Raw genomic sequence first — 17,967 nt, forward strand, 5'->3', positions numbered from 1 at the left:
GGCCCGCCCCCGGCAGGCGCGAGCGACGCTACGTCGACACCTCGGCCCGTGCCGCCGCGAGGAGCGCGTCGGAGAGCGGATCGCCGCTGACCGCGCGGGCCAGGATCAGCGCTCCGACCATCGTGCTGAGGCGTACCAGGCCGTCGTCCCCGTCCCCGTCGTCCGTGGTCATGCGCTGCGCGAATAGCCGGACCCCCTCGGCGTAGGTGTGCCGCGCCGCACTGCCCGCGGCGCCACGCGCCATGTCCACGGCCAGACCCGCCGTGGGGCAGCCGCCGGCCATGTCGTCGCGGTGCTCGGAGGAGAGGTAGTGGCCGATGAAGGCGCGGCGCGAGGCTTCGGGGTCTGCGTCGGTGGCCGCGTCGTCGGCCGTCGGCCGGCCGGCGAGCTGTTCGTCGACGCCCTCGAACGCGCACGCGGTCGCCTCGTCCACGAGGGCTTCCTTGGAGTCGAAGTGCTTGTAGAAGCCGCCGTGGGTGAGACCGGCCGCCTTCATCAGGTCGGCGACGCTGACTCCGTCGGTGCCCTGTTCACGGAAGAGCCGGGAGGCGGTGTCGACGATGCGCCGGCGGTTCTCCCGCGCCTGTTCCTTCGATACGCGGCCCATGGCCACCTCCCTGAATAAATGTTCGATGACATCTATCGTACGCCTCCGCCCTTTCATTTTTAGATTATGGATGTAATCTAAAATCTCGCAACGACCGGACGGAGGTCGTTCGCCTCCGACACAGGGGATGACGATCATGGAACTGAACAACGCGGTGGCGGTCGTCACCGGCGCCAACCGAGGGCTTGGCCGGCGGATAGCCGAACAGCTGCTGGAGCGCGGGGCCAAGGTGTACGCGGGAGCCCGCCGCCCCGAGACGGTCGACCTGCCCGGCGCCGTACCGCTGCGTCTGGACATCACCGACCCGCAGTCGGTACGCGCCGCCGCGGCCGCCGCCCCCGACGCCACGCTCCTGGTCAACAACGCGGGCATCTCCACCCACACACCGCTGGTGTCGGGTGAACTCGACCGGGTCCGCCTGGAGATGGACACCCACTTCTACGGAACGCTTCAGGTGACCCGCGCCTTCGCGCCCGTCATCGAGGGCAACGGCGGTGGCTCGATCCTGAACGTCCTCTCCGTGCTGTCGTGGATCCACCCGGCCGGTTACGGCGCCTACAGCGCGGGCAAGGCGGCGGCCTGGTCCCTCACGGACTCGATCCGCGAGGAGCTGGCACCGCGCGGCATCCAGGTGTCCGCCCTGCATGTGGGCTACATGGACACCGATATGGCCGAGTACGTCGACCCGGCGCAGAAGACCGCCCCGGCCTCGGTCGCGGCGCAGGCCCTGGACGGGCTGGAGAAGGGCGCTCCGGAGATCCTGGCCGACGATCTGACGCGCCAGGTCAAGCAGGGGCTGGGCGTGGTGACCGGCTGACCCCGGCCCCCCTCGACGGCGCCGCGGTCGACGACCGGGACGGCGCCGAAGAGTCAGGCGTCCATGGGCTCGGCGTAGTGCCGGAACTGCGTGCGGTCCCGATGCATGCCCCGGAGCGTCTCGGCCAGCACGGACGGGGCCTTTCGGGGATCCCCGGCGGTGATCGCGCCGGGGATGATCAGCTGAGCCGTGTGGATGCGCTCATCGGCGAGAGCGTCGTGCAGCATCCGGGCGTAGACGCTCTCGGCCGCGAAGGCGATCGAGGTGCCGGCACGGTCGGGGTGCGGCTGGACGGCGCTGCCGCCGTTGACGAACAGCAAGGTGCCCCGGCCGAGGGAGCGCATACCGGGAAGGACCTGGCCCACGGCCGTCATCGGTCCGACGACCGAGAACGGCAGCGGGCCCTCGATGTCGGCCGGGGACGTCTCCGGCACGGGCTTCATGTACTCCGGGTGCGGGATGGGGCTGTACTGGAGGACCTCGACGGGGCCGAGGGCGGAGGCGGCGGACTCCAGGGCGGCGGAGAAGGACGCCGGGTCGGTGACGTCGGCGGCGAAACCGCGCGCGTTCACGCCCTCGCCGCCGAGGTCGCTGGCGAGGGCGTCGACGTGCTCCCGGGTGCGGGACAGCAGGGCGACGTCGAAGCCCTCGCGCCCGAAGCGCCGCGCCACGGCGCCGCCCAGACCCGCGCCGGCTCCGACGATGGCGATGGTGGTCATGTGGGTTCCTTGTCGTGAGGGCCGGGGTGCGGGGGAACCGTCGTGGTGTGGCGGTTTCGCCGCGTCACCGGGGGACGAGCCGCAGGGTCGCGGCGCGGGCGGTGTCGGCCACTATGGGGCGGACGTAGGTGTCGCTGTAGCGGCCGTACTTACCGTGGTAGGCGGCGTCCAGCCGGTCGTTGAGAGCCGGGTCGGTCTCCTCGACGAAGGTGACGTCCTTGTCCACGCCGCCGGAACTGATATGTCCCGCGTGCTGGGCGGTGGCGGCGCGGTACCAGGTGCCGCCGCGGCCGTGGAAGGCGCGCACAAGCAGATCGTCGCCGTCGCGGACCACCCAGACGGTCGTCGGCTCGCCCTGTGTGTCGTCGCCGCGCAGAGGGGCGAGCTCAAGTTCGTCGGCGTTCTCGATCCGGTTCAGTTCGTCCTGCGTCCAGGTGGCCATGGCGCGGTCTCCTTCGCGACGGTTTCGGTGTGACGACCGGCTCGACGCCACACTGGCCACCATGACTCCCCTCGCGCGCCGCAACGAGCCGGGGGAGTTCAGCGAGGCCCGGCGGGCCGCGCGGGGCCCTTGGGCGGGGCCGTGGGCAGGCGTCGTGGCCGCTGCTCGCCGTCCCGGCGTGAATACTCCATCCGGATGACGGCGCGCGGCCCCCCCGGAGACGAGAAGCACCTCAGCGCGCGGCGCGGCACCCCAACTGGCGAGGGCATGTCCGAGAGGCCCGAGGCGCCTTCAGAGCCGTGGCCACGGCCTTCCGGCGAGCCGTTCGATGTCGGTGTTGAAGCGCTTCAGATACGCGGCGAACGCGGCGATGTCCTCCTCCGGCCAGTCGGACATGACCCGGTCCAGCGCTCGCACGATGCCCGCCCGCTCCTTGTCGAGTACGCCGGCGCCCTCGTCCGTGATCCGGAATTTGCGGGCCATGCCGCCGTCGGGGTCCGGGATGCGCTCCACGAGCCCCGCGCGCATCGCCGCGGCCGTCTGCCGGTTCAGGGTGGAGGCGTCGAGTCCGAAGGCGTCGCTGAGTTCGCCGATCGACATCGGCCCCTGGAGCCGAACGCGGCTGAGCAGGATGTAGGCGCTGCGCTCCAGTACGGCGTCCTTGCCGCGACCGCCTCTCTGGTTCAAGAACGTGTGGCGGCTGAGCAGCATCTGCTCGTACTCGACCTCGTGCGTGGCCCCGACCATGCCTGTGTCGCCTCCTGCCTCTCTCGCCGGGCCATTGTCGCACCGCGTCCGAACGGCCCGGACATCGTCGTTCATGAGTATGCAGCATGCATGTAAAGTGCTTGATGCATGCGATATGTATGATGCACATGCTCATTCCGAATCAGACAGCCCTAGGAGTCCCTCTTCATGGACGCCCCTCAGCCCACGTCCCGCTCGGGCGCGTGGTCGCCACGCTGGCGCTCGCCGGCACGACGGCCGCGATCATGCAGACACTGGTCACCCCGCTCCTCGCCGATCTGCCCAGGATCCTCAACACCTCGGCCTCGAACGCCACTTGGGTGATCACGACGACCCTTCTGGTGGCGGCCGTCTGCGTGCCGGTCGTGGGCCGGCTGGGCGATCTGCTCGGCAAGCGCCGCATGCTCCTCGTCTGCTCGGTGCCGCTGATCGCGGGCTCCGTGGTGTGCGCCCTGTCGTCCTCAGTCCTCCCGATGATCATCGGACGCGGTCTCCAGGGCATGGGTATGGGCATGGTCCCGCTGGGCATCGCCCTGCTGCGTGACGTCGTCCCGACGGAGAAGCTCAGCTCGTCCATCGCCCTGGTCAGCGCCTCCATGGGCATCGGCGGCGGACTCGGCCTGCCGATCGCGGCGGCGGTCGCCCAGTACGCGAACTGGCGCGTTCTCTTCTGGGGCTCCGCCGTACTCGCCACGGCCATCGCCCTGCTGATCTGGTTCCTGATCCCGACCGTGCCGGCGGGCGCGAAGGGTCAGCGGTTCGACGCGATCGGCGCGTTCACCCTCGGCGCCGGTCTGGTCGGTCTGCTGCTCGCCATCTCCAAGGGCGGCGACTGGGGCTGGGCTTCGGGCACCACGCTCGGTCTGTTCGTCGCCGCCGTCGTGCTCCTCGTCGGCTGGGGCGCCTGGGAACTCCGCACGACCGACCCGCTGGTCGACCTGCGCACCACGGCCCGCCCCCGGGTCCTGCTCACCAACATCGCCTCGATCTTCGTCGGCTTCGCGATGTACGCGAGCATGCTGGTGATGCCGCAACTGCTCCAGTTCCCCGAGGCCACCGGCTACGGCCTGGGCCAGTCGATACTCGCGTCCGGTCTGTGGATGGCGCCCGGCGGCGTGATGATGATGATCGTCTCCCCGCTCGGCGGCAAGCTCACCAACGCCTACGGCCCGAAACTCACGCTCCTCAGCGGAGTCCTGGTCATCGCCGCGGGCTACGGGCTGTCACTCGCGCTGATGGGGTCCGCCTGGGGGATCATGCTGGCCATCATGGTGATCAACAGCGGTGTGGGTCTTGCCTACGGCTCGATGCCCGCGCTCATCATGAGCTCCGTACCGCTCTCCGAGACCGCCGCCGCGAACAGCTTCAACGCCCTCATGCGCTCGCTCGGAACCTCCGTCGGGGCCGCGGTGATCGGTGTGGTCCTCTCGCAGATGACGACCGACATCGGCGGCTTCGGCATCACCTCCGCGAGCGGGTTCCGCACCGGCCTGGTCATCGGCTGCGCCGTCGCGCTGGTCTCCGCCGCGATCGCGGCCGTCATCCCGGCGGTACGGAACGTCGCGGGCGCCGCGGACAGGACCCACCTCGTCTCCGAGTCGGAGAAGAAGTCCACCGTCCAGGCGTGAACGCCCCCGGTCCGTGGCCCGAGTCGGGCCCGGAGACCGGATCTCGGGGGCAATGCCGGGAGTGGGTCGGTGTTGTGGTTTTCTTGTGTGTCCAGCGAGTCCGGCCGGGATCGAGGCGGAAGCGCGAGTGGCACCAAGAACCGCCAAGGGCCGGTCTGTTGCCCGGCCGGCGACACCAAAGGGGATTGTCATGTCGAACGTCACGGTGATGGCCGCCACCAACACCGGCCGCCACGTCGCTACTTGGGCCAACACCCTTGTCACGGCGGTCAAGCGTCGCGGTGACAGGGGTCAGGGCGCGGTCGAGTACGTCGGTGTCATCGTCCTGGTGGCGCTCATCATCGCCGCGATCGTCGGCTCGGACGTCGACAGCGCGATCGCCGACGGTCTCACCAACACCGTCGGCGAGATCCTCGGCGAGTGATCGCACACCTGATCGCGCCCACTGAATGCTCCGGCCGTGCGGGTGCCCGGGGTCGGCGGGGCAGGCGAGGACATCGAGCTCGCCCCAGCGGCCCACCGTGACCTCGGTGGGCGCACGGACCCACGCCTCGGCCAGGACCCGCCGCTCCCGGTGAATGTCCGAGGGGCGCCGGCCCCGCCCGCGACTGTGAGCCTCGGTACACACCGGCCACGCCTCGTCCACGGGCCACGGAAGCGGCCCGCCCACGGAACTGTCCGCCGCCGTGGTGCTGCCGGGTCGCGGGTGCGGCCGCGTGGTCGTACCGCGGTGGCCGGCCAACTCGGGGAAGAGCGCCTCGACATCGAGCGGTCGCGGCTGGGTGGTCCTGGTCATGAACGCGACCCCGGACGTGCGGTCGACGACGAAGGAGCCCGGGGGAGGGGACGGGGGCGGCCGTCACTCACGCGGTGTCCTTCGCCAACGGCGCGGGGACACCGTCACGCATGTCACCGCCGCCGACGCCCAGAGCAGCGGTACGGCCATCGCCCAGGGGGCCGAGGCCGCGTACACCAGTGCGGCAGAGGTCGCGCCCGCGGCGAGGGTGACGAGGCGGGCCAGGGAACCCATGTCCGCGCGGCCGACGTACCCGGGGCCCGTGGCGCGGGCGACCAGGCGGGTGAGGATGCCGGTGAAGTACGTCCCGGGGCCGCCGGCCGCGCCCGCACCCGCCAGCGCGGCGGACTGCACCCCCATGGCGGCCGAGACCGCGACGAGCACCACGTCACGCCACGGCTGCGCGGGAGCCCCGTCGGCCGCGGCCCAGCCGGCGGCGACGGCGGCCAGGAGTACGACCTCGGCGGCGAGCCACCCCACGACCGCACGGGGCCAACGGGACTCCGGCTCCTCCGGCCGCCGCCGGGTGAACGGAGCGACGACCGCGACCCCCGCCACATATCCCGCCAGCGCCAGCGGCGGCGCGGCCGGTCCGCCCTCGTCGCCGGTGCCCGTGAAGGACAGACCCAGCAGCACGAGATTGCCCGTCATCACCCCCGCGAAGACCCGTCCCAGCGCGATGAACGCCAGCACGTCCACCGCGCCCGAGGCACCGGCGAACAGAATCAGCGCGGCCCACTGGGCACGCCCCGGACGCACCGGTTCGGTCGGTGACAACGCCGTCCCCCCTCCGCGTCCGCTGTGGCCGCTGTCTGAGGAGGTCACCGATACGGTGCCGGGGCCCGCCCCGCACCACGCCGAGCCGATGCCGCCAACCCGCTCACCCGTCCGGCGGCGCGCGCCCCCGGCGGACGCGCTAGCTGTCCTTGGGCTCCTCGGCGTTGCGCCAGATCGTGAGGTCGACGCTGATGTAGGTACTCGCGTCGCTCGCGCCCGACTTGCCGCGGTAGGTCACCACCGCGACATGGCCCGCGTCGCTGAGCAGGCACATCTGCGACCCGCTGCTGAGCTGGTCGAGGCCGATCTGCTCGGTGAAGCGTGTCTCCGTGCGGCAGGTCGCCAGCGAGCCCTTCTGCGAGTTGTTCAGCAGGATGAGCTTTCCGTTGGCGGTGCCGACCGCGGTGTCGCTCGGGGACGACTCGTAGTGCACGTAGTAGAGATCCGCGTCGCCGTAGGCCACGTCGTCACCCTCGGTCGGGCGGGGCGGAGAGTCGGCGAGCATGATCTGGTAGCTGTGCGTGATGTCGATGCCCTTGTACGAGACCGGCTTCGGGTCCTTCCGCTTCTCCCCGCCGTTCGAACCGCTGCTGCTGCCGGAGGAGTCGGCCCCGCTGTCCTTGTCCTCGCCGGACCCGTTCGGCAGCAGGGAGCCGATGACCCCGAGGACCACCAGCGTGCCCACGATCGCCCCGGTGACGATCAGCCCGGTGCGCTTCGGCTTGGGCTGCGCCGGAGGCACGTACGGAGCGTGGATGACCGGCGCAGGCGTGTGGTAACCGGGCGGCGGGGTCTGGTAACCGGGCGCCGGCGTGTGGTGCGTCGGGTATCCGGGGGGCGGGGTGTGATGGCCCTGCGTCGGGTGGCCGGGCAGTGGCGGCGGTGCGCCGGGAACTCCCGGCGCGCTCTGCGCCGGCGCGGCGGGCGTGGCGAACCCCGTCGGCGCGTACGGGTTCACCGTGCCCGGTGCCGGCGGCTGCCCGGGGGCCGGGTGGTGCGGGGAGAACTGGGTCGGAGTCGGTGCGGCGGCGGCGGGGTCTTCGCCGGCGGTGTCCGGCGGATTCGACCTGGTGCTTCTCGACATCGGCCTGCCGGGGCGGGACGGATTCACCGTCCTGCGGGAGATGCGCGAGGCACGCGAGGCACGCGTCACGCTGCCCGTCATCGTGCTGACGGCCAGGGACTCCGTACGCGACACCGTGGCCGGGCTCGAAGGCGGCGCCGACGACTGGATGACGAAGCCCTTCCGCTTCGAGGAACTGCTGGCCAGGGTCCGGCTGCGGCTGCGCACCGCCGCGCGGGCGCCGGAGGTCACCATGCTGCGCAGCGGCAGCCTCAGCCTCGACCTGAGGACGCGGCGGGCACGGGCCGACGGGCGGACGGTGGACCTGACGGCCCGTGAGTTCGTGCTGCTGGAGATGTTCCTGCGCCACCCCGGACAGGTGCTGTCGCGCGAACAGATCCTGTCCCACGTCTGGGGCTACGACTTCGACCCCGGCTCCAACATCGTGGACGTCTATGTCCGCGCCCTGCGACGGAAGTTGGGCGCGGAGCGGCTGGAGACGATCCGGGGCATGGGCTACCGCATGCCCTGACCGGCCTTCGCCCGAGTCGGCCGGTGTGTGATCGCGGTCGGGCGCCCGGGGCGCGCCGAGGTCGTTCAGCAGGCGCAGGTGGTGTCACTGCCCAACGACGCCGTCACGCCCTCGCTCACCGAAGCCTCGTTGAGGATCCGCCGGTCGGCGGGTTCGGAACGCCAGATGAAGCGTCCTTCACCCAAGGCTCATTCGGACCTCACGGCCCGCCCCCAGGCTGATCGTCGTGCCTCTCACTCTCCGACAGACCGCCGGCCTCGGCGCCGTTCTCGGTCTCTGCTCCCTGCTCGTCCTGCCCGGCGGCCTCTCCGGCCTCGGCGGCGACGCGCGGCTCACGCTCGTCGTCTTCACCCTCGCCACGTACACCTGGATCGCCACCTCGGTGGACGACACCTATGTCGCGCTGGGCGCGGGACTCGCGCTGACCGCGACCGGGGTGATCAGCAGCGAGACGCTCTTCGCCACCCTCGGTGACGAGACGGTGTGGCTGCTGATCTGCGCGTTCGTCCTGGCCGCCGTCACCAAGACCGCACTCGCGGGCCGCGCCGCCGCGTTCCTGGTCGGCGGGGCCGGCACTGGGTACCGTGGGCCTCAGGGACGGTCTGCGGACGGCGCCCTGGCCGCTGCTCCTGTTCATGGCCGCCACCATGGCGATGGGCATAGCGCTCTCCGAATCGGGGGCGGCCGACTGGCTGGTGGGCTGGGTGCCCGGCGGTTCGGCGATGCCGCCGTGGATGTTCCTCGCCGGTGTGGTCGTGATCAGTACGGCGGCCCACCTGGCGCTCTTGTCCCGTTCCGCCAGGTCCTCCGTACTGGTCCCGCTGGTCGTCGCCGCGGCCATCGCCGCCGGCGTCAACCCGGTCGCCGCCGCGTTCGCCTCGACCGCCGCCGCCGGTTTCTGCCACACACTGCCCGCCTCCGCGAAGCCCGTCGCGCTCTTCGCGGACCTGCCGGGCACACCCACGTACACCCCGCGCGATCTCCTCCGGCTCTCGGCCGTGCTCGCGCCTCTCACCGCGGCCCTCGTGCTGCTCTTCGCCCTCGCCGTCTGGCCACTGCTCGGCGTGCCCGTCCACCTGGAGACCCAGCCATGAGCTACCGCGTCGTCATCGCCCCCAGTGGGTTCAAGGAGTCCCTGTCCGCGGCTCAGGTGGCCGAGTCCATCGCCGAAGGCGTCCTGCGGGTGATCCCCGACGCCGACATCGACCTGATCCCGCTGGTGGACGGGGGAGAGGGTACGGCGGAGGCGCTGGCCCTCGCGGGCGGCGGCCGGCTGGTGCCGTGCACCGCGACCGGCCCGGTCGGGCAACCCGTCCCGACCCACTTCGCGCTGCTCGGCGAGAGCGGCCCCGGCCCCGTCACGGCCGTCGTGGAGATGGCCGCGGTCGCCGGTCTCTCCCTCGTACCCGCCGATCTGCGCGATCCGGGCAGCACGGCGGTCAGGAGACCGTGGCTTCCCGGCACGAGCTCCGTCAAGACTTTTGAACGTTCCAATCGATGCTTTTAACGCTCCAACCGGCCTCTGTGTACGGGTAGATGACGGCACGTCATGGAATGTCGGGAGGGCCTCGGTCGGCCCCTTTCGCTACGACGCCGGGTCGGTCAGGGATCGGGCGAAGTGGGCGAGCGTCCGGAAGTCGTCCTCGCGCAGGCCGATCCGGGGATCGACGTGGTGCAGAAAGCCCGGCCCGCGATGGTGGGTGCTCACGTACGCCTCGTCCAGGGCGTTCTGTTCATCGTCCACCCAGGCGAACGGGCGGCCGTCCGCGTACTCCACCAGGGGGACGGTCTTCCAGTGGACTCCGTCGGGGCGGTCCCGGAACAGGGCGCCGCCGAAGTCGACGAAGGGCAGTTCGGGCAGGCCGAGCACCGGGCCGATCCATCGGTTGGCCTCGTCCATCCATGTGGTGGCCCAGCACAGCTCGTAGCCGAGGCGCAGCAGGGCTCGCCCGTGATCCGGGTTGAGCCAGACCCGCAGGGGGCGCAGCCGGGACGAGAGCCCTCGGGGTTCCGCCGAGGCCCCACGGTTCCAGGGCACTCTGAGCGTGGTGTAGCCGACGGGGCGCCTCTCCGGCTGGGCCGCGTACGGATTCAGGGGTCCGTCGACGTCGAGGAACAGCAGCGGGCGCATCACGGTCGGAAGCGTAGCCGCGCCGAGCGCTCCTGAGCCGACACGGTGGTCGGGCGCGGCGGGCACGGCGGGTACGGCGGGTACGGCCCGGCAGGGCGGTCATGACGGTACGGCGGCGGGGCCACGGAGAGCGATCTCTCCGTGGCCCCGAATCCGCCCGGGTGCCGGACTAGAAGTAGTGCTTGCGCCCGCCGACGGCACGGCCCGTCGCGCCGAGAATCCACAGGACCGCGCCGGCCACGACGAGTACCCCGCCGACCGTTGTCAGCAGGGAGATGCCGACGAGCATGCCGATGATGAGCAGAATGAGACCGAGGAGAATCATGGCTGTTCCCTAACTAATGGATGTTTGATGGCGTGCGGACCTCTCCTGCGCGGCGGCGCCGCCCCCTGGCCCGCGGGCTCGTCAGCTCCGGCCGGGTGGCCCGTGGACTCGTCAGTCCGGGCCGGGTGAGATCTGTGACGGCTGCGTGATCGCCGCCGTCGGTTCCTGTTCGTTCGGTGTTGGTCCGGTGTCGTTCGACCATCGTGTGCCCTGCGATCGGTCACCAATGCATGCTCTGCTCATCTGTTCCTGCGAGGGCGATATCCTCCGGTCCATGCCGACACCTGACCCTTCGGCCCACCGTGGCCTCCTCACCGAGCGCATCGCCCGCCAGCTGGAGCACGACATCCGGTCCGGGGACATCGCCGTCGGCACGAAGCTGCCCTCCGAGCGGGAGCTGGCTTCCCAGTTCGGGTCCAGCAGGAACGTCGTGCGCGAGGTGCTGCGGCGGCTGGAGGCCCAGCATCTGATCGAGGTGGCCCCCGGGCGGGGTTCCTTCGTGCTGGAGCAGAGCTCCGGGCAGGCCCGGGGGTACGACGCCCTGTACCGGGCGGGCCGGCCGACCGTACGGCAGCTCATCGAGGCCCGGCTGCCGCTGGAGGTCGAGACGGTGCGCCTCGCCACACAGCGGGCGAGCGCCGAGGACGTCGAGATCATGCGGGCCGCGGTGAACGCGCTGGAGGCGTCGACCGATGTCGTCGTCAAGGCGCAGGCGGACATGGAGTTCCACGACGCCGTCGCGACCGCCAGCGGCAATCCCGTGCTGCGGATCATGCTGTCCTCGATCAGCGGGATGATGTTCGAGATGATGCTCCGCTCGAACTCCGATCCGTCGATCGCCGAGCCCGGAGTCCCGCACCACCCCGAGATCTTCGCGGCCATCGAGGCCCGCGACGTCGAGCTGGCCTGCGAGCGGATGCGTTCCCATCTCATGCTCGGTCTGCGTACCTACGGCGCGGATCTCGACATCCCGGTCAACGTCATGGCCCAGCACCACATCGACGCGCTGCTGGCCGAGTCGGAGGGGCGCCGGGGCGGGACCCGGTCCGAGCAGTCGGCGCCGGGCGGCGGCCCTACTCGCTGAGGCGTGTCCGCAATGTAGCGCCGTCCCGCCCGCGGGGCGGGGCCCGCGGGCGGGACGGCGCGGTGCATCGCGAGGCGGAGGATCGGTCTCGTGCTGGGTGTACCCGCCCGACTCCGGCAACGCAGGGGGCACCTCCCGTGCCCCCTCGGGGACTCCGGGGGAGAGGTGCCGTGCCAGGCATCTCGCGGGCCCGGCGGGACTTTCCGGACACGGCCTGGCGGTTGAGTCGCTTTCCCGCCTCCCGAGGGAGGGGGTGGCCGGATTTCATCACTCCTGTTAATCTCCCCTGCATTCGGTTGAACTGGTCCTACCAGTTGGACCAGAGTGAGCCGGAGATCGAGAGAGACGAGGACAAGGATGTCCACGAGCCGCCAGTCCCTCAGCCGCCGTTCCTTCGGCCGGCTGGCCGCCGGCGTCGCGGGTACGGCAGGTCTCGGGGCGCTCGGCGCCTGCGCGCCCCCGCGCGGGAAACCGTCCGCGAGCACCCCGCTGCGGATCATGGCGATCAACCACGTCTGGTCGCAGGCGATCCAGCGCCGTACCGAGGAGTTCGAGGATCGGATCGGCCGCCGGGTCTCCATCACGATGCTCACCGCCGACCAGCTCGCCAGCAGCTACAACGTGAAGCTCAACGCATCCGGCACGGACGTCGACGTCATGATGGTCCGTGCCCTCCAGGAGCAACTGGTCTTCGCGCACAACGGCTGGCTCACCGACCTGACCGATCGCGTCGAGCGGGACAAGGACTTCGCCTGGGGCGATTTCCAGCCGGCACCGCGTAACGCGTCGGTGACCGCCGGAAAGGTGCTCAGCGTGCCGGTCGTCACCGAGCGCCCGGCGCTCTACTACCGCAAGGACCTCGTCGAAGACCTCGGCGGACCGCCCAAGACCCTCGACGCGCTCATGGACGCGTCGCTCGAACTCGCGGACCGCGGGAAGAACTTCTTCGGCTACGTCGGACGCGGCCAGCGCAACGGCGCCGTCTCCCAGTGGTCGAGCTTCCTGTACTCGTACGGCGGGGACTTCGTCGTGGACGGCAAGTCCGCCATCGCGAGCCCCGAAGCCCTCACCGCGTACATGTACTACGGAAAGCTGCTCGCGAAGGCGGGGCCGCCGGGCGCGACCAACATGAGCCTCGAACAGGCCATGCCGATCTTCGCGCAGGGCAAGGCGGCCTTCTACATCGACGCCGACGCGATCTACAGCAGCTTCCTCGACCCGAAGATCTCGACAGTCCGCGAGAAGGTCGGCTTCGCCCCCTTCCCGGCCGGACCCGCCGGTGCCCACCCGCACAACATCCCGTCCTGGAGCCTGGGCATCAGCAAGTTCTCGCGGCTGCGGGACGAGTCCTGGGAGTTCATCCGCTGGGCGTCGAGCCCGGAGATGGTCGCCGCGATCCAGGCCGACGGAATACCCGGCGCCCGCACCTCCGCGTGGAACGACCCGAAGACCCTCGCCGCCTTCCCGCCGGAACTGGCCGAAACCATGCGCGTCAACGCGGAGCGCGGGATCGGCTACGACCGGCCGCGGGTTCTCCAGGTGAGCCGGGCCAGGGACATCATCGGCCGGCCACTGGTCGCCGGCATCCTCGGCGAGCCGGTCGAACCGGTCGTCCGTGACGCGAACGCGGAGTTCGCGGATTTCCTCGTCCGCGACAACCGCCACAGGGAGAACTGATGTCCCGGACCGACGTCTCCGAGGCCCGGCCGGCCGTCCTGGCCCCCCGGCCGACGCGCACCCGCCCGCCCCGCACCTTCGAACAGGCCAACCGGCGGCTGAAGTGGACGATGCTCGCGCCCGCGCTGCTCTTCGTCGGCGCCATGATCATCTTTCCGCTGGTCTTCACCCTCAACCTGAGCTTCACCGACGCCTTCGGGGCGGTGAACGCGGGCAAGAAGAACGTGGGCCTGAGCAACTTCACCGACGCCCTCGGGGACGCCCGCCGCTTCTGGCCCGCCGCCCGCCGCACCGTGATCTTCACGATCGGCGCGGTCGCCCTGGAGACGGTGCTGGGACTCGCCCTCGCGATGCTCATGCGCAAGGCGTTCCGGGGCATGCGCTGGGTGCGCACCGTCCTGATCATCCCGCTGCTCACCACACCGGTCGCGATCGGCATCCTCTGGCTGCTGATCCTCGACCCGACCAACGGCATCGCCAACCACCTCCTGTCCTCGGTCGGCCTGCCCCGCCAGGAGTTCCTCGGCTCGGTCGGGCAGTCACTGCCCACCCTCATGCTCATCGACGTGTGGCAGTGGACACCGATGATGACCCTGCTGCTGCTCGCCGGGCTCACGACCCTGCCCCAGGAGCCCGAGGAGGCGGCCCTGGTCGACGGGGCGAGCGCCTGGCAGCGCTTCCGCTACGTGATCCTGCCGATGCTCGGCCCGACGCTCGCGACCGCCCTCGTCCTGCGGGCGGTCGACGCGCTGAAGACCTTCGACATCCTGTACGCCACCAAGGGCGCGGGCGGCGGCTCCGACTTCGAGGCGGAGACGCTCAACGTCTACGCCTACGGGCTGACCTTCGACTACCAGGAGTACGGACTCGCCGCCGCCGTCCTCGTCCTGTTCACGCTGTTCATCATCGGCGTCGTGGTGCTGCTCCGCCGCCGTGCCGGAAGGGATGCCGCATGAGTGCCGTCGTTTCTCCCTCCGCCGGGCGCACCGCGCCACCCCCGGCCGCGCCACCGCCGGGCCGACACAACAGGCGGCGCCTGTACGGCTCGTGGCTGCGCGGGATCGCGATCGGCATCGTCACCCTGATCTTCGCGCTCCCCGTGATCTGGATGTTCGCCGCGGCGTTCAAGACCAACGTCCAGGTCACCGACCCCACCGTGGGGCTGTGGTTCACACCCACGCTCGACAACTTCCGCAGCATCGTCGAAGCGGGCCAGATCGTGCGCTCGATGGGCAACTCCCTGCTCGTCGGCGTCGTCTCGACCCTGCTGTCGGCGGTGATCGCGGTGCCCGCGGCCTGGGCGGTCGGCCGCTTCCGGATGTTCCGCACCGGCTCGCTGATCCTCGTCGCCCGTATCGTCCCGGCCATCTCCCTGCTCGTGCCCTGGTACTACCTGTTCGCGCAGGCCGGGCTGGTCGGCTCCTACACCGTGCTGATCCTGAGCCATATGTTCGTCTCGGTGCCGCTCATCATGTGGATCATGACCAGCTTCTTCGCGGGGCTGCCGGTCGAACTGGAGGAGGCCGCGCGCACCGACGGGCTCTCCGCCTTCGGCGCCTTCTGGCGGATCGCACTGCCACTGGCCGCGCCCGGGACGGCGACCGCCTCGCTGCTGGCCTTCGTCTTCAGCTGGAACAACTTCATGTTCGCGCTCGTCTTCGCCGACGACGACACACAGACCGTCCCGGTGACGCTGTTCAACTTCATCTCCTACGCCAGCACGGACTGGGGCGGTCTGATGGCCGCCGCGACCCTCATCACCGTGCCTGTCGTACTGGCCGCCGTCCTGGGGCAGAAATACCTGGTGGCCGGACTGACTTCCGGCGCGACGAAGGGCTAGGGGGCCTTTCGGATCCGGCCACTTCCCCCGTTTTGTCCAGCCCGTACTCGTACAGCCGTCCCCTTGGCGGCTCGGAAAGAGCGAACACCATGAAGATCGTCGACGCGAAGGTCGTCGTCACCAGCCCCGGCCGGAACTTCGTCACCCTGAAGATCACGACGGACGACGGGCTCACCGGTCTCGGCGACGCGACGCTCAACGGTCGGGAGCTCTCGGTCGTGAGCTACCTCCGCGACCACGTGGTCCCCCTCCTCACAGGGCTCGACCCGCACAGGATCGAGGACATCTGGCAGTCGCTGTACCGCGGCGCGTACTGGCGGCGCGGCCCGGTCACGATGGCCGCGATCGCCGCGGTCGACGTCGCCCTGTGGGACATCAAGGCCAAGGCGGCCGGACTGCCCCTCTACCAACTGCTGGGCGGCGCGAGCCGGGAGCGGGTGGGCACCTACGGGCACGCGAGCGGACGGGATCTGCCGGAGCTGTTCGACTCGATACGCGAGAAGCTGGAGCGGGGCTACCCGGCCATCCGCGTCCAGACCGGCGTACCGGGCCTCAAGACCGTGTACGGCGTGGGCGGTTCCGCAGCCGGCGCGGACGCCGAGCCCGCGCATCCGCGTCCGGTCGTCGAGGACTGGGACACCGCCGCGTACCTGCGCCACCTCCCCACAGTCTTCGAGGCCGTACGGTCGGAGTTCGGCGCCGAACTGCCCCTGCTGCACGACGCGCACCACCGGCTCACCCCCATCCAGGCGGCCCGGCTCGGCAAGGACCTGGAGCCGTACCGGCTGTTCTGGCTGGAGGACTGCACGCCCGCCGAGAACCAGGAAGCGCTCCGTCTGGTGCGCCGGCACACCACGACCCCGCTCGCCGTCGGCGAGGTCTTCAACACGGTGTACGACTACCAGACCCTGGTCACCGAGCAGTTGATCGACTACGTACGCTCCGCGGTCACCCACTTCGGCGGGGTCTCGCCGCTGCGCAAACTCTTCGACTTCGCCGCTCAGTACCAGATCAAGAGCGCCATCCACGGTCCCGAGGACATCTCCCCCGTCGGTATGGCCGCCGCCGTCCACCTCGACCTCGCGGTGCACAACTTCGGCATCCAGGAGTACTCGGGCCACACCCCGCTCACCGACCGGGTGTTCCGCCACGCCTACACCTTCACCGACGGCCATCTGTACCCGGGCGAGGCCCCCGGCATCGGCGTCGAGCTGGACGAGGACCTGGCCGCCGCCCACCCGTACGAACCGGCCTACCTGCCGGTCAACCGTCTCCAGGACGGCAGCGTCCACGACTGGTGAGACGTGCGGGGCCGGGCGACCGGCCCCGCACGAGCAGCCGGCCCGGCGGGGCGTCCCCACTCGTACGACCGAGAGGGACGCCCCGCCGCCGGTCCGGCCGTCTCGCCACCGTCGCGCCATCACCCCGCTACCGTCCCGGTCCGGCGAGGCGTACGCGGATACGGGCACGCTGTTCGGCCGGCGGCAGCGCCGTGAGCCTCTTCCACACGGGGCCGGCGGGGGAGACCTGGTGGCCCACGGCGCGCGGGGTCCCGTCGAGCGGCTCTGCTCGTCCGAGCGGCGACGGCGCAGCCGTAGCGCCATCCATGGCGCGGTGCGCCGGTACAACTCCTCGAACGCCGCGCGGTCGCCCCTGGCCACAAGCCGGCCGCGGTGTTCCTCGTCCAGCTCGGCGGGCGTTCTCCTGACTGGTCAGACGCCGGCCGCGGCGGGCGGGTTTTCCTCTTGAAGTGACCTGCCTCATGCGGGACTCACGGGCCGGCGCCGCGCCGGCGGCGTCAGTCCCGACCCGGTGCCGGCAGGCCCGGAGTGTGCCGCAGCGCGTCCAGTACGACGCGCACCGCCGCGCGAGGCGGTGAGCCGCGGCGGACCGCCGCCGTGATCGTGCGCGTCACGGGACTCGCGAGTTCCCTGGTGGTGACGCGATACCGGCTGTCCACGGCCAGGCCGGGCAGCAGCGCGATCGACAGCCCGGCCTCGACGTGCTGCAGAGTCATCATGTAGTTGCTGAAGCGGCACACCACCCGTGGCTCGAACCTCGACTGACGGCACAGCCGCAGCGCGAGATTGGCCATGTACGACTGGGGCACGTCGAACGCCCACGGCTCGTCCGCGTAGGCGGCGAGGTCCACCGCGCCGCGCCCGGCAGCCGGGTGATCGGGCGGTACGACCAGCAGGACCGGGTCGGTGGCCAGCGGTACGAGATCGAGGTCCGGCCCCAGAGGCAGATCGTCGAAGTTCGTGGTCGTGATGATGATGTCCGCGTCGCCGCCGCGCAGCGCGGGCAGGCTCTCGTGCGGTTCCAGCTGGAGCAACTCCACATCCAGGTGCGGGTGTTCACCCGCCAGACGGGTCACCGCCGGTACGGCCATGGTGTGGATCGCGCTCTGGAAGGCCCCCAGCCGCACCAGCCCGACCGGTTCCTCGCCGAACCCGCGCAGCTCCGCCTCGACGGTGTCCATGTGATCGAGGATCGCCCGGGCACGCCGCGCGAGGATCAGTCCGGCCGGGGTCAGACGCACCCGCCGTCCCGTCCGTTCCAGGAGCCGCGTGCGCGTCTCCGCCTCCAGCACGGAGAGCTGCTGGGACACGCTCGACGGACTGAGGTTGGCGGCCTGCGCGACCGCCCGCACGGTGCCCAGCGTGTCCAGCTGGCTCAGCAGCCGCAGCCTCCAGGGATTCATCACGTCGCCATTGTTGTGCGGTTTCACCGAACAGGAAAGCCACAATCGTGAGATGGACGTGACGCTCGGGCGCGGCCT

17 protein-coding genes and 5 pseudogenes are annotated in these 17,967 nt (G+C 70.8%); 11 read left to right on the forward strand and 11 right to left on the reverse strand.

All coding sequences use genetic code 11. The features are described 5' to 3' along the window. Nucleotides 1-28: 28 nt before the first annotated feature. Nucleotides 29-607, reverse strand: a complete 579-nt coding sequence (locus tag SSPS47_RS32560) for a TetR family transcriptional regulator (RefSeq protein WP_164254029.1) — start codon at nucleotides 605-607, stop codon at nucleotides 29-31. A gap of 136 nt (nucleotides 608-743) precedes the next feature. Between SSPS47_RS32560 and SSPS47_RS32565 the strand changes: the two genes are divergently transcribed. After that, on the forward strand, nucleotides 744-1,424 hold the full coding sequence (locus SSPS47_RS32565) for an SDR family oxidoreductase (RefSeq protein WP_164254030.1): 681 nt from the start codon (nucleotides 744-746) through the stop codon (nucleotides 1,422-1,424). A gap of 53 nt (nucleotides 1,425-1,477) precedes the next feature. Here the strand turns inward: SSPS47_RS32565 and SSPS47_RS32570 are convergent, their stop codons facing one another. From SSPS47_RS32570 to SSPS47_RS32580, 3 genes are all read right to left on the reverse strand, one after another. After that, a complete protein-coding gene (locus SSPS47_RS32570) occupies nucleotides 1,478-2,143 on the reverse strand; it encodes an SDR family NAD(P)-dependent oxidoreductase (RefSeq protein ID WP_164254031.1) in 666 nt (221 codons plus the stop codon). Between the two features lie 64 nt (nucleotides 2,144-2,207). Continuing rightward, nucleotides 2,208-2,585, reverse strand: a complete 378-nt coding sequence (locus tag SSPS47_RS32575; RefSeq protein WP_164254032.1) for a DUF2255 family protein — start codon at nucleotides 2,583-2,585, stop codon at nucleotides 2,208-2,210. A gap of 291 nt (nucleotides 2,586-2,876) precedes the next feature. Continuing rightward, nucleotides 2,877-3,332, reverse strand: coding sequence for a MarR family transcriptional regulator (locus SSPS47_RS32580; RefSeq protein WP_164254033.1), 456 nt, complete (start codon nucleotides 3,330-3,332; stop codon nucleotides 2,877-2,879). A gap of 168 nt (nucleotides 3,333-3,500) precedes the next feature. Here SSPS47_RS32580 and SSPS47_RS32585 point away from each other — a divergent pair. Together SSPS47_RS32585 and SSPS47_RS32590 are read left to right on the forward strand one after the other, a co-directional pair. After that, nucleotides 3,501-4,960: pseudogene (locus SSPS47_RS32585) on the forward strand (MFS transporter). 190 nt (nucleotides 4,961-5,150) lie between these two features. Continuing rightward, entirely contained in the window at nucleotides 5,151-5,384 is a 234-nt protein-coding gene (locus SSPS47_RS32590; protein ID WP_164254035.1) for a hypothetical protein, read from the forward strand. A gap of 123 nt (nucleotides 5,385-5,507) precedes the next feature. Here the strand turns inward: SSPS47_RS32590 and SSPS47_RS35825 are convergent. From SSPS47_RS35825 to SSPS47_RS32600, 3 genes and pseudogenes are all read right to left on the reverse strand, one after another. Further along, nucleotides 5,508-5,756, reverse strand: a pseudogene (locus SSPS47_RS35825) (hypothetical protein); the annotation flags it as partial. 63 nt (nucleotides 5,757-5,819) lie between these two features. After that, nucleotides 5,820-6,533: a YoaK family protein gene (locus tag SSPS47_RS32595; protein ID WP_164254036.1), complete on the reverse strand. Its 714-nt coding sequence runs from the start codon at nucleotides 6,531-6,533 to the stop codon at nucleotides 5,820-5,822. Between the two features lie 139 nt (nucleotides 6,534-6,672). Beyond that, complete coding sequence (locus tag SSPS47_RS32600; protein ID WP_164254037.1) at nucleotides 6,673-7,275, reverse strand: hypothetical protein; 603 nt, start codon at nucleotides 7,273-7,275, stop codon at nucleotides 6,673-6,675. A 184-nt stretch (nucleotides 7,276-7,459) separates the two neighbouring features. On the opposite strand from SSPS47_RS32600, the gene SSPS47_RS32605 reads away from it, so the two are divergent. The 3 genes and pseudogenes from SSPS47_RS32605 to SSPS47_RS32615 all read left to right on the forward strand — a co-directional run. Then, nucleotides 7,460-8,128, forward strand: a complete 669-nt coding sequence (locus SSPS47_RS32605) for a response regulator transcription factor (protein WP_164254038.1) — start codon at nucleotides 7,460-7,462, stop codon at nucleotides 8,126-8,128. A gap of 226 nt (nucleotides 8,129-8,354) precedes the next feature. Continuing rightward, nucleotides 8,355-9,222 (forward strand): annotated as a pseudogene (locus SSPS47_RS32610) (SLC13 family permease). Then, nucleotides 9,219-9,563 (forward strand): annotated as a pseudogene (locus SSPS47_RS32615) (glycerate kinase); the annotation flags it as partial. The pseudogenes SSPS47_RS32610 and SSPS47_RS32615, both read left to right, overlap by 4 nt. Before the next feature lie 150 nt (nucleotides 9,564-9,713). Here the strand turns inward: SSPS47_RS32615 and SSPS47_RS32620 are convergent. Beyond that, nucleotides 9,714-10,262 carry a hypothetical protein gene (locus tag SSPS47_RS32620; protein ID WP_164254039.1) on the reverse strand — a complete coding sequence of 183 codons (549 nt, stop codon included), beginning with the start codon at nucleotides 10,260-10,262 and terminating at the stop codon, nucleotides 9,714-9,716. Between the two features lie 166 nt (nucleotides 10,263-10,428). Beyond that, nucleotides 10,429-10,584, reverse strand: a complete 156-nt coding sequence (locus SSPS47_RS35015) for a hypothetical protein (RefSeq protein ID WP_107433780.1) — start codon at nucleotides 10,582-10,584, stop codon at nucleotides 10,429-10,431. 274 nt (nucleotides 10,585-10,858) lie between these two features. On the opposite strand from SSPS47_RS35015, the gene SSPS47_RS32625 reads away from it, so the two are divergent. The 5 genes from SSPS47_RS32625 to manD all read left to right on the forward strand — a co-directional run bounded on the left by SSPS47_RS32625 (nucleotide 10,859) and on the right by manD (nucleotide 16,486). Further along, entirely contained in the window at nucleotides 10,859-11,668 is an 810-nt protein-coding gene (locus SSPS47_RS32625; protein ID WP_164254040.1) for a FadR/GntR family transcriptional regulator, read from the forward strand. A gap of 357 nt (nucleotides 11,669-12,025) precedes the next feature. Then, nucleotides 12,026-13,345 (forward strand): sugar ABC transporter substrate-binding protein, encoded by a 1,320-nt coding sequence (locus SSPS47_RS32630; protein ID WP_164254041.1) that lies wholly within the window; start codon nucleotides 12,026-12,028, stop codon nucleotides 13,343-13,345. Continuing rightward, a complete protein-coding gene (locus tag SSPS47_RS32635) occupies nucleotides 13,345-14,301 on the forward strand; it encodes a sugar ABC transporter permease (RefSeq protein WP_147874605.1) in 957 nt (318 codons plus the stop codon). The genes SSPS47_RS32630 and SSPS47_RS32635 overlap by 1 nt, the downstream gene beginning before the upstream one ends. Then, a complete protein-coding gene (locus SSPS47_RS32640) occupies nucleotides 14,298-15,185 on the forward strand; it encodes a carbohydrate ABC transporter permease (protein WP_164254042.1) in 888 nt (295 codons plus the stop codon). Before SSPS47_RS32635 ends, SSPS47_RS32640 begins: the two co-directional genes overlap by 4 nt. A gap of 89 nt (nucleotides 15,186-15,274) precedes the next feature. Beyond that, complete coding sequence (gene manD / locus SSPS47_RS32645; protein WP_164254043.1) at nucleotides 15,275-16,486, forward strand: D-mannonate dehydratase ManD; 1,212 nt, start codon at nucleotides 15,275-15,277, stop codon at nucleotides 16,484-16,486. Between the two features lie 264 nt (nucleotides 16,487-16,750). Here the strand turns inward: manD and SSPS47_RS35830 are convergent. After that, nucleotides 16,751-16,873: pseudogene (locus SSPS47_RS35830) on the reverse strand (RNA polymerase subunit sigma-24); the annotation flags it as partial. A gap of 110 nt (nucleotides 16,874-16,983) precedes the next feature. Further along, nucleotides 16,984-17,889: a LysR family transcriptional regulator gene (locus tag SSPS47_RS32655; RefSeq protein ID WP_203558135.1), complete on the reverse strand. Its 906-nt coding sequence runs from the start codon at nucleotides 17,887-17,889 to the stop codon at nucleotides 16,984-16,986. Nucleotides 17,890-17,967: the final 78 nt, after the last annotated feature.

This window comes from Streptomyces sp. S4.7, assembly GCF_010384365.1.
In the GTDB taxonomy this organism is placed as follows: Bacteria; Actinomycetota; Actinomycetes; order Streptomycetales; family Streptomycetaceae; genus Streptomyces.

Bases quoted from the DNA above. Each gene is read 5' to 3' on its own strand.
- SSPS47_RS32560 (WP_164254029.1), bottom strand. From the start codon at position 607: ATGGGCCGCGTATCGAAGGAACAGGCGCGGGAGAACCGCCGGCGCATC.
- SSPS47_RS32565 (WP_164254030.1), top strand. From the start codon at position 744: ATGGAACTGAACAACGCGGTGGCGGTCGTCACCGGCGCCAACCGAGGG.
- SSPS47_RS32570 (WP_164254031.1), bottom strand. From the start codon at position 2,143: ATGACCACCATCGCCATCGTCGGAGCCGGCGCGGGTCTGGGCGGCGCC.
- SSPS47_RS32575 (WP_164254032.1), bottom strand. From the start codon at position 2,585: ATGGCCACCTGGACGCAGGACGAACTGAACCGGATCGAGAACGCCGAC.
- SSPS47_RS32580 (WP_164254033.1), bottom strand. From the start codon at position 3,332: ATGGTCGGGGCCACGCACGAGGTCGAGTACGAGCAGATGCTGCTCAGC.
- SSPS47_RS32590 (WP_164254035.1), top strand. From the start codon at position 5,151: ATGTCGAACGTCACGGTGATGGCCGCCACCAACACCGGCCGCCACGTC.
- SSPS47_RS35015 (WP_107433780.1), bottom strand. From the start codon at position 10,584: ATGATTCTCCTCGGTCTCATTCTGCTCATCATCGGCATGCTCGTCGGC.
- SSPS47_RS32625 (WP_164254040.1), top strand. From the start codon at position 10,859: ATGCCGACACCTGACCCTTCGGCCCACCGTGGCCTCCTCACCGAGCGC.
- SSPS47_RS32630 (WP_164254041.1), top strand. From the start codon at position 12,026: ATGTCCACGAGCCGCCAGTCCCTCAGCCGCCGTTCCTTCGGCCGGCTG.
- SSPS47_RS32635 (WP_147874605.1), top strand. From the start codon at position 13,345: ATGTCCCGGACCGACGTCTCCGAGGCCCGGCCGGCCGTCCTGGCCCCC.
- SSPS47_RS32640 (WP_164254042.1), top strand. From the start codon at position 14,298: ATGAGTGCCGTCGTTTCTCCCTCCGCCGGGCGCACCGCGCCACCCCCG.
- manD (WP_164254043.1), top strand. From the start codon at position 15,275: ATGAAGATCGTCGACGCGAAGGTCGTCGTCACCAGCCCCGGCCGGAAC.
- SSPS47_RS32655 (WP_203558135.1), bottom strand. From the start codon at position 17,889: ATGAATCCCTGGAGGCTGCGGCTGCTGAGCCAGCTGGACACGCTGGGC.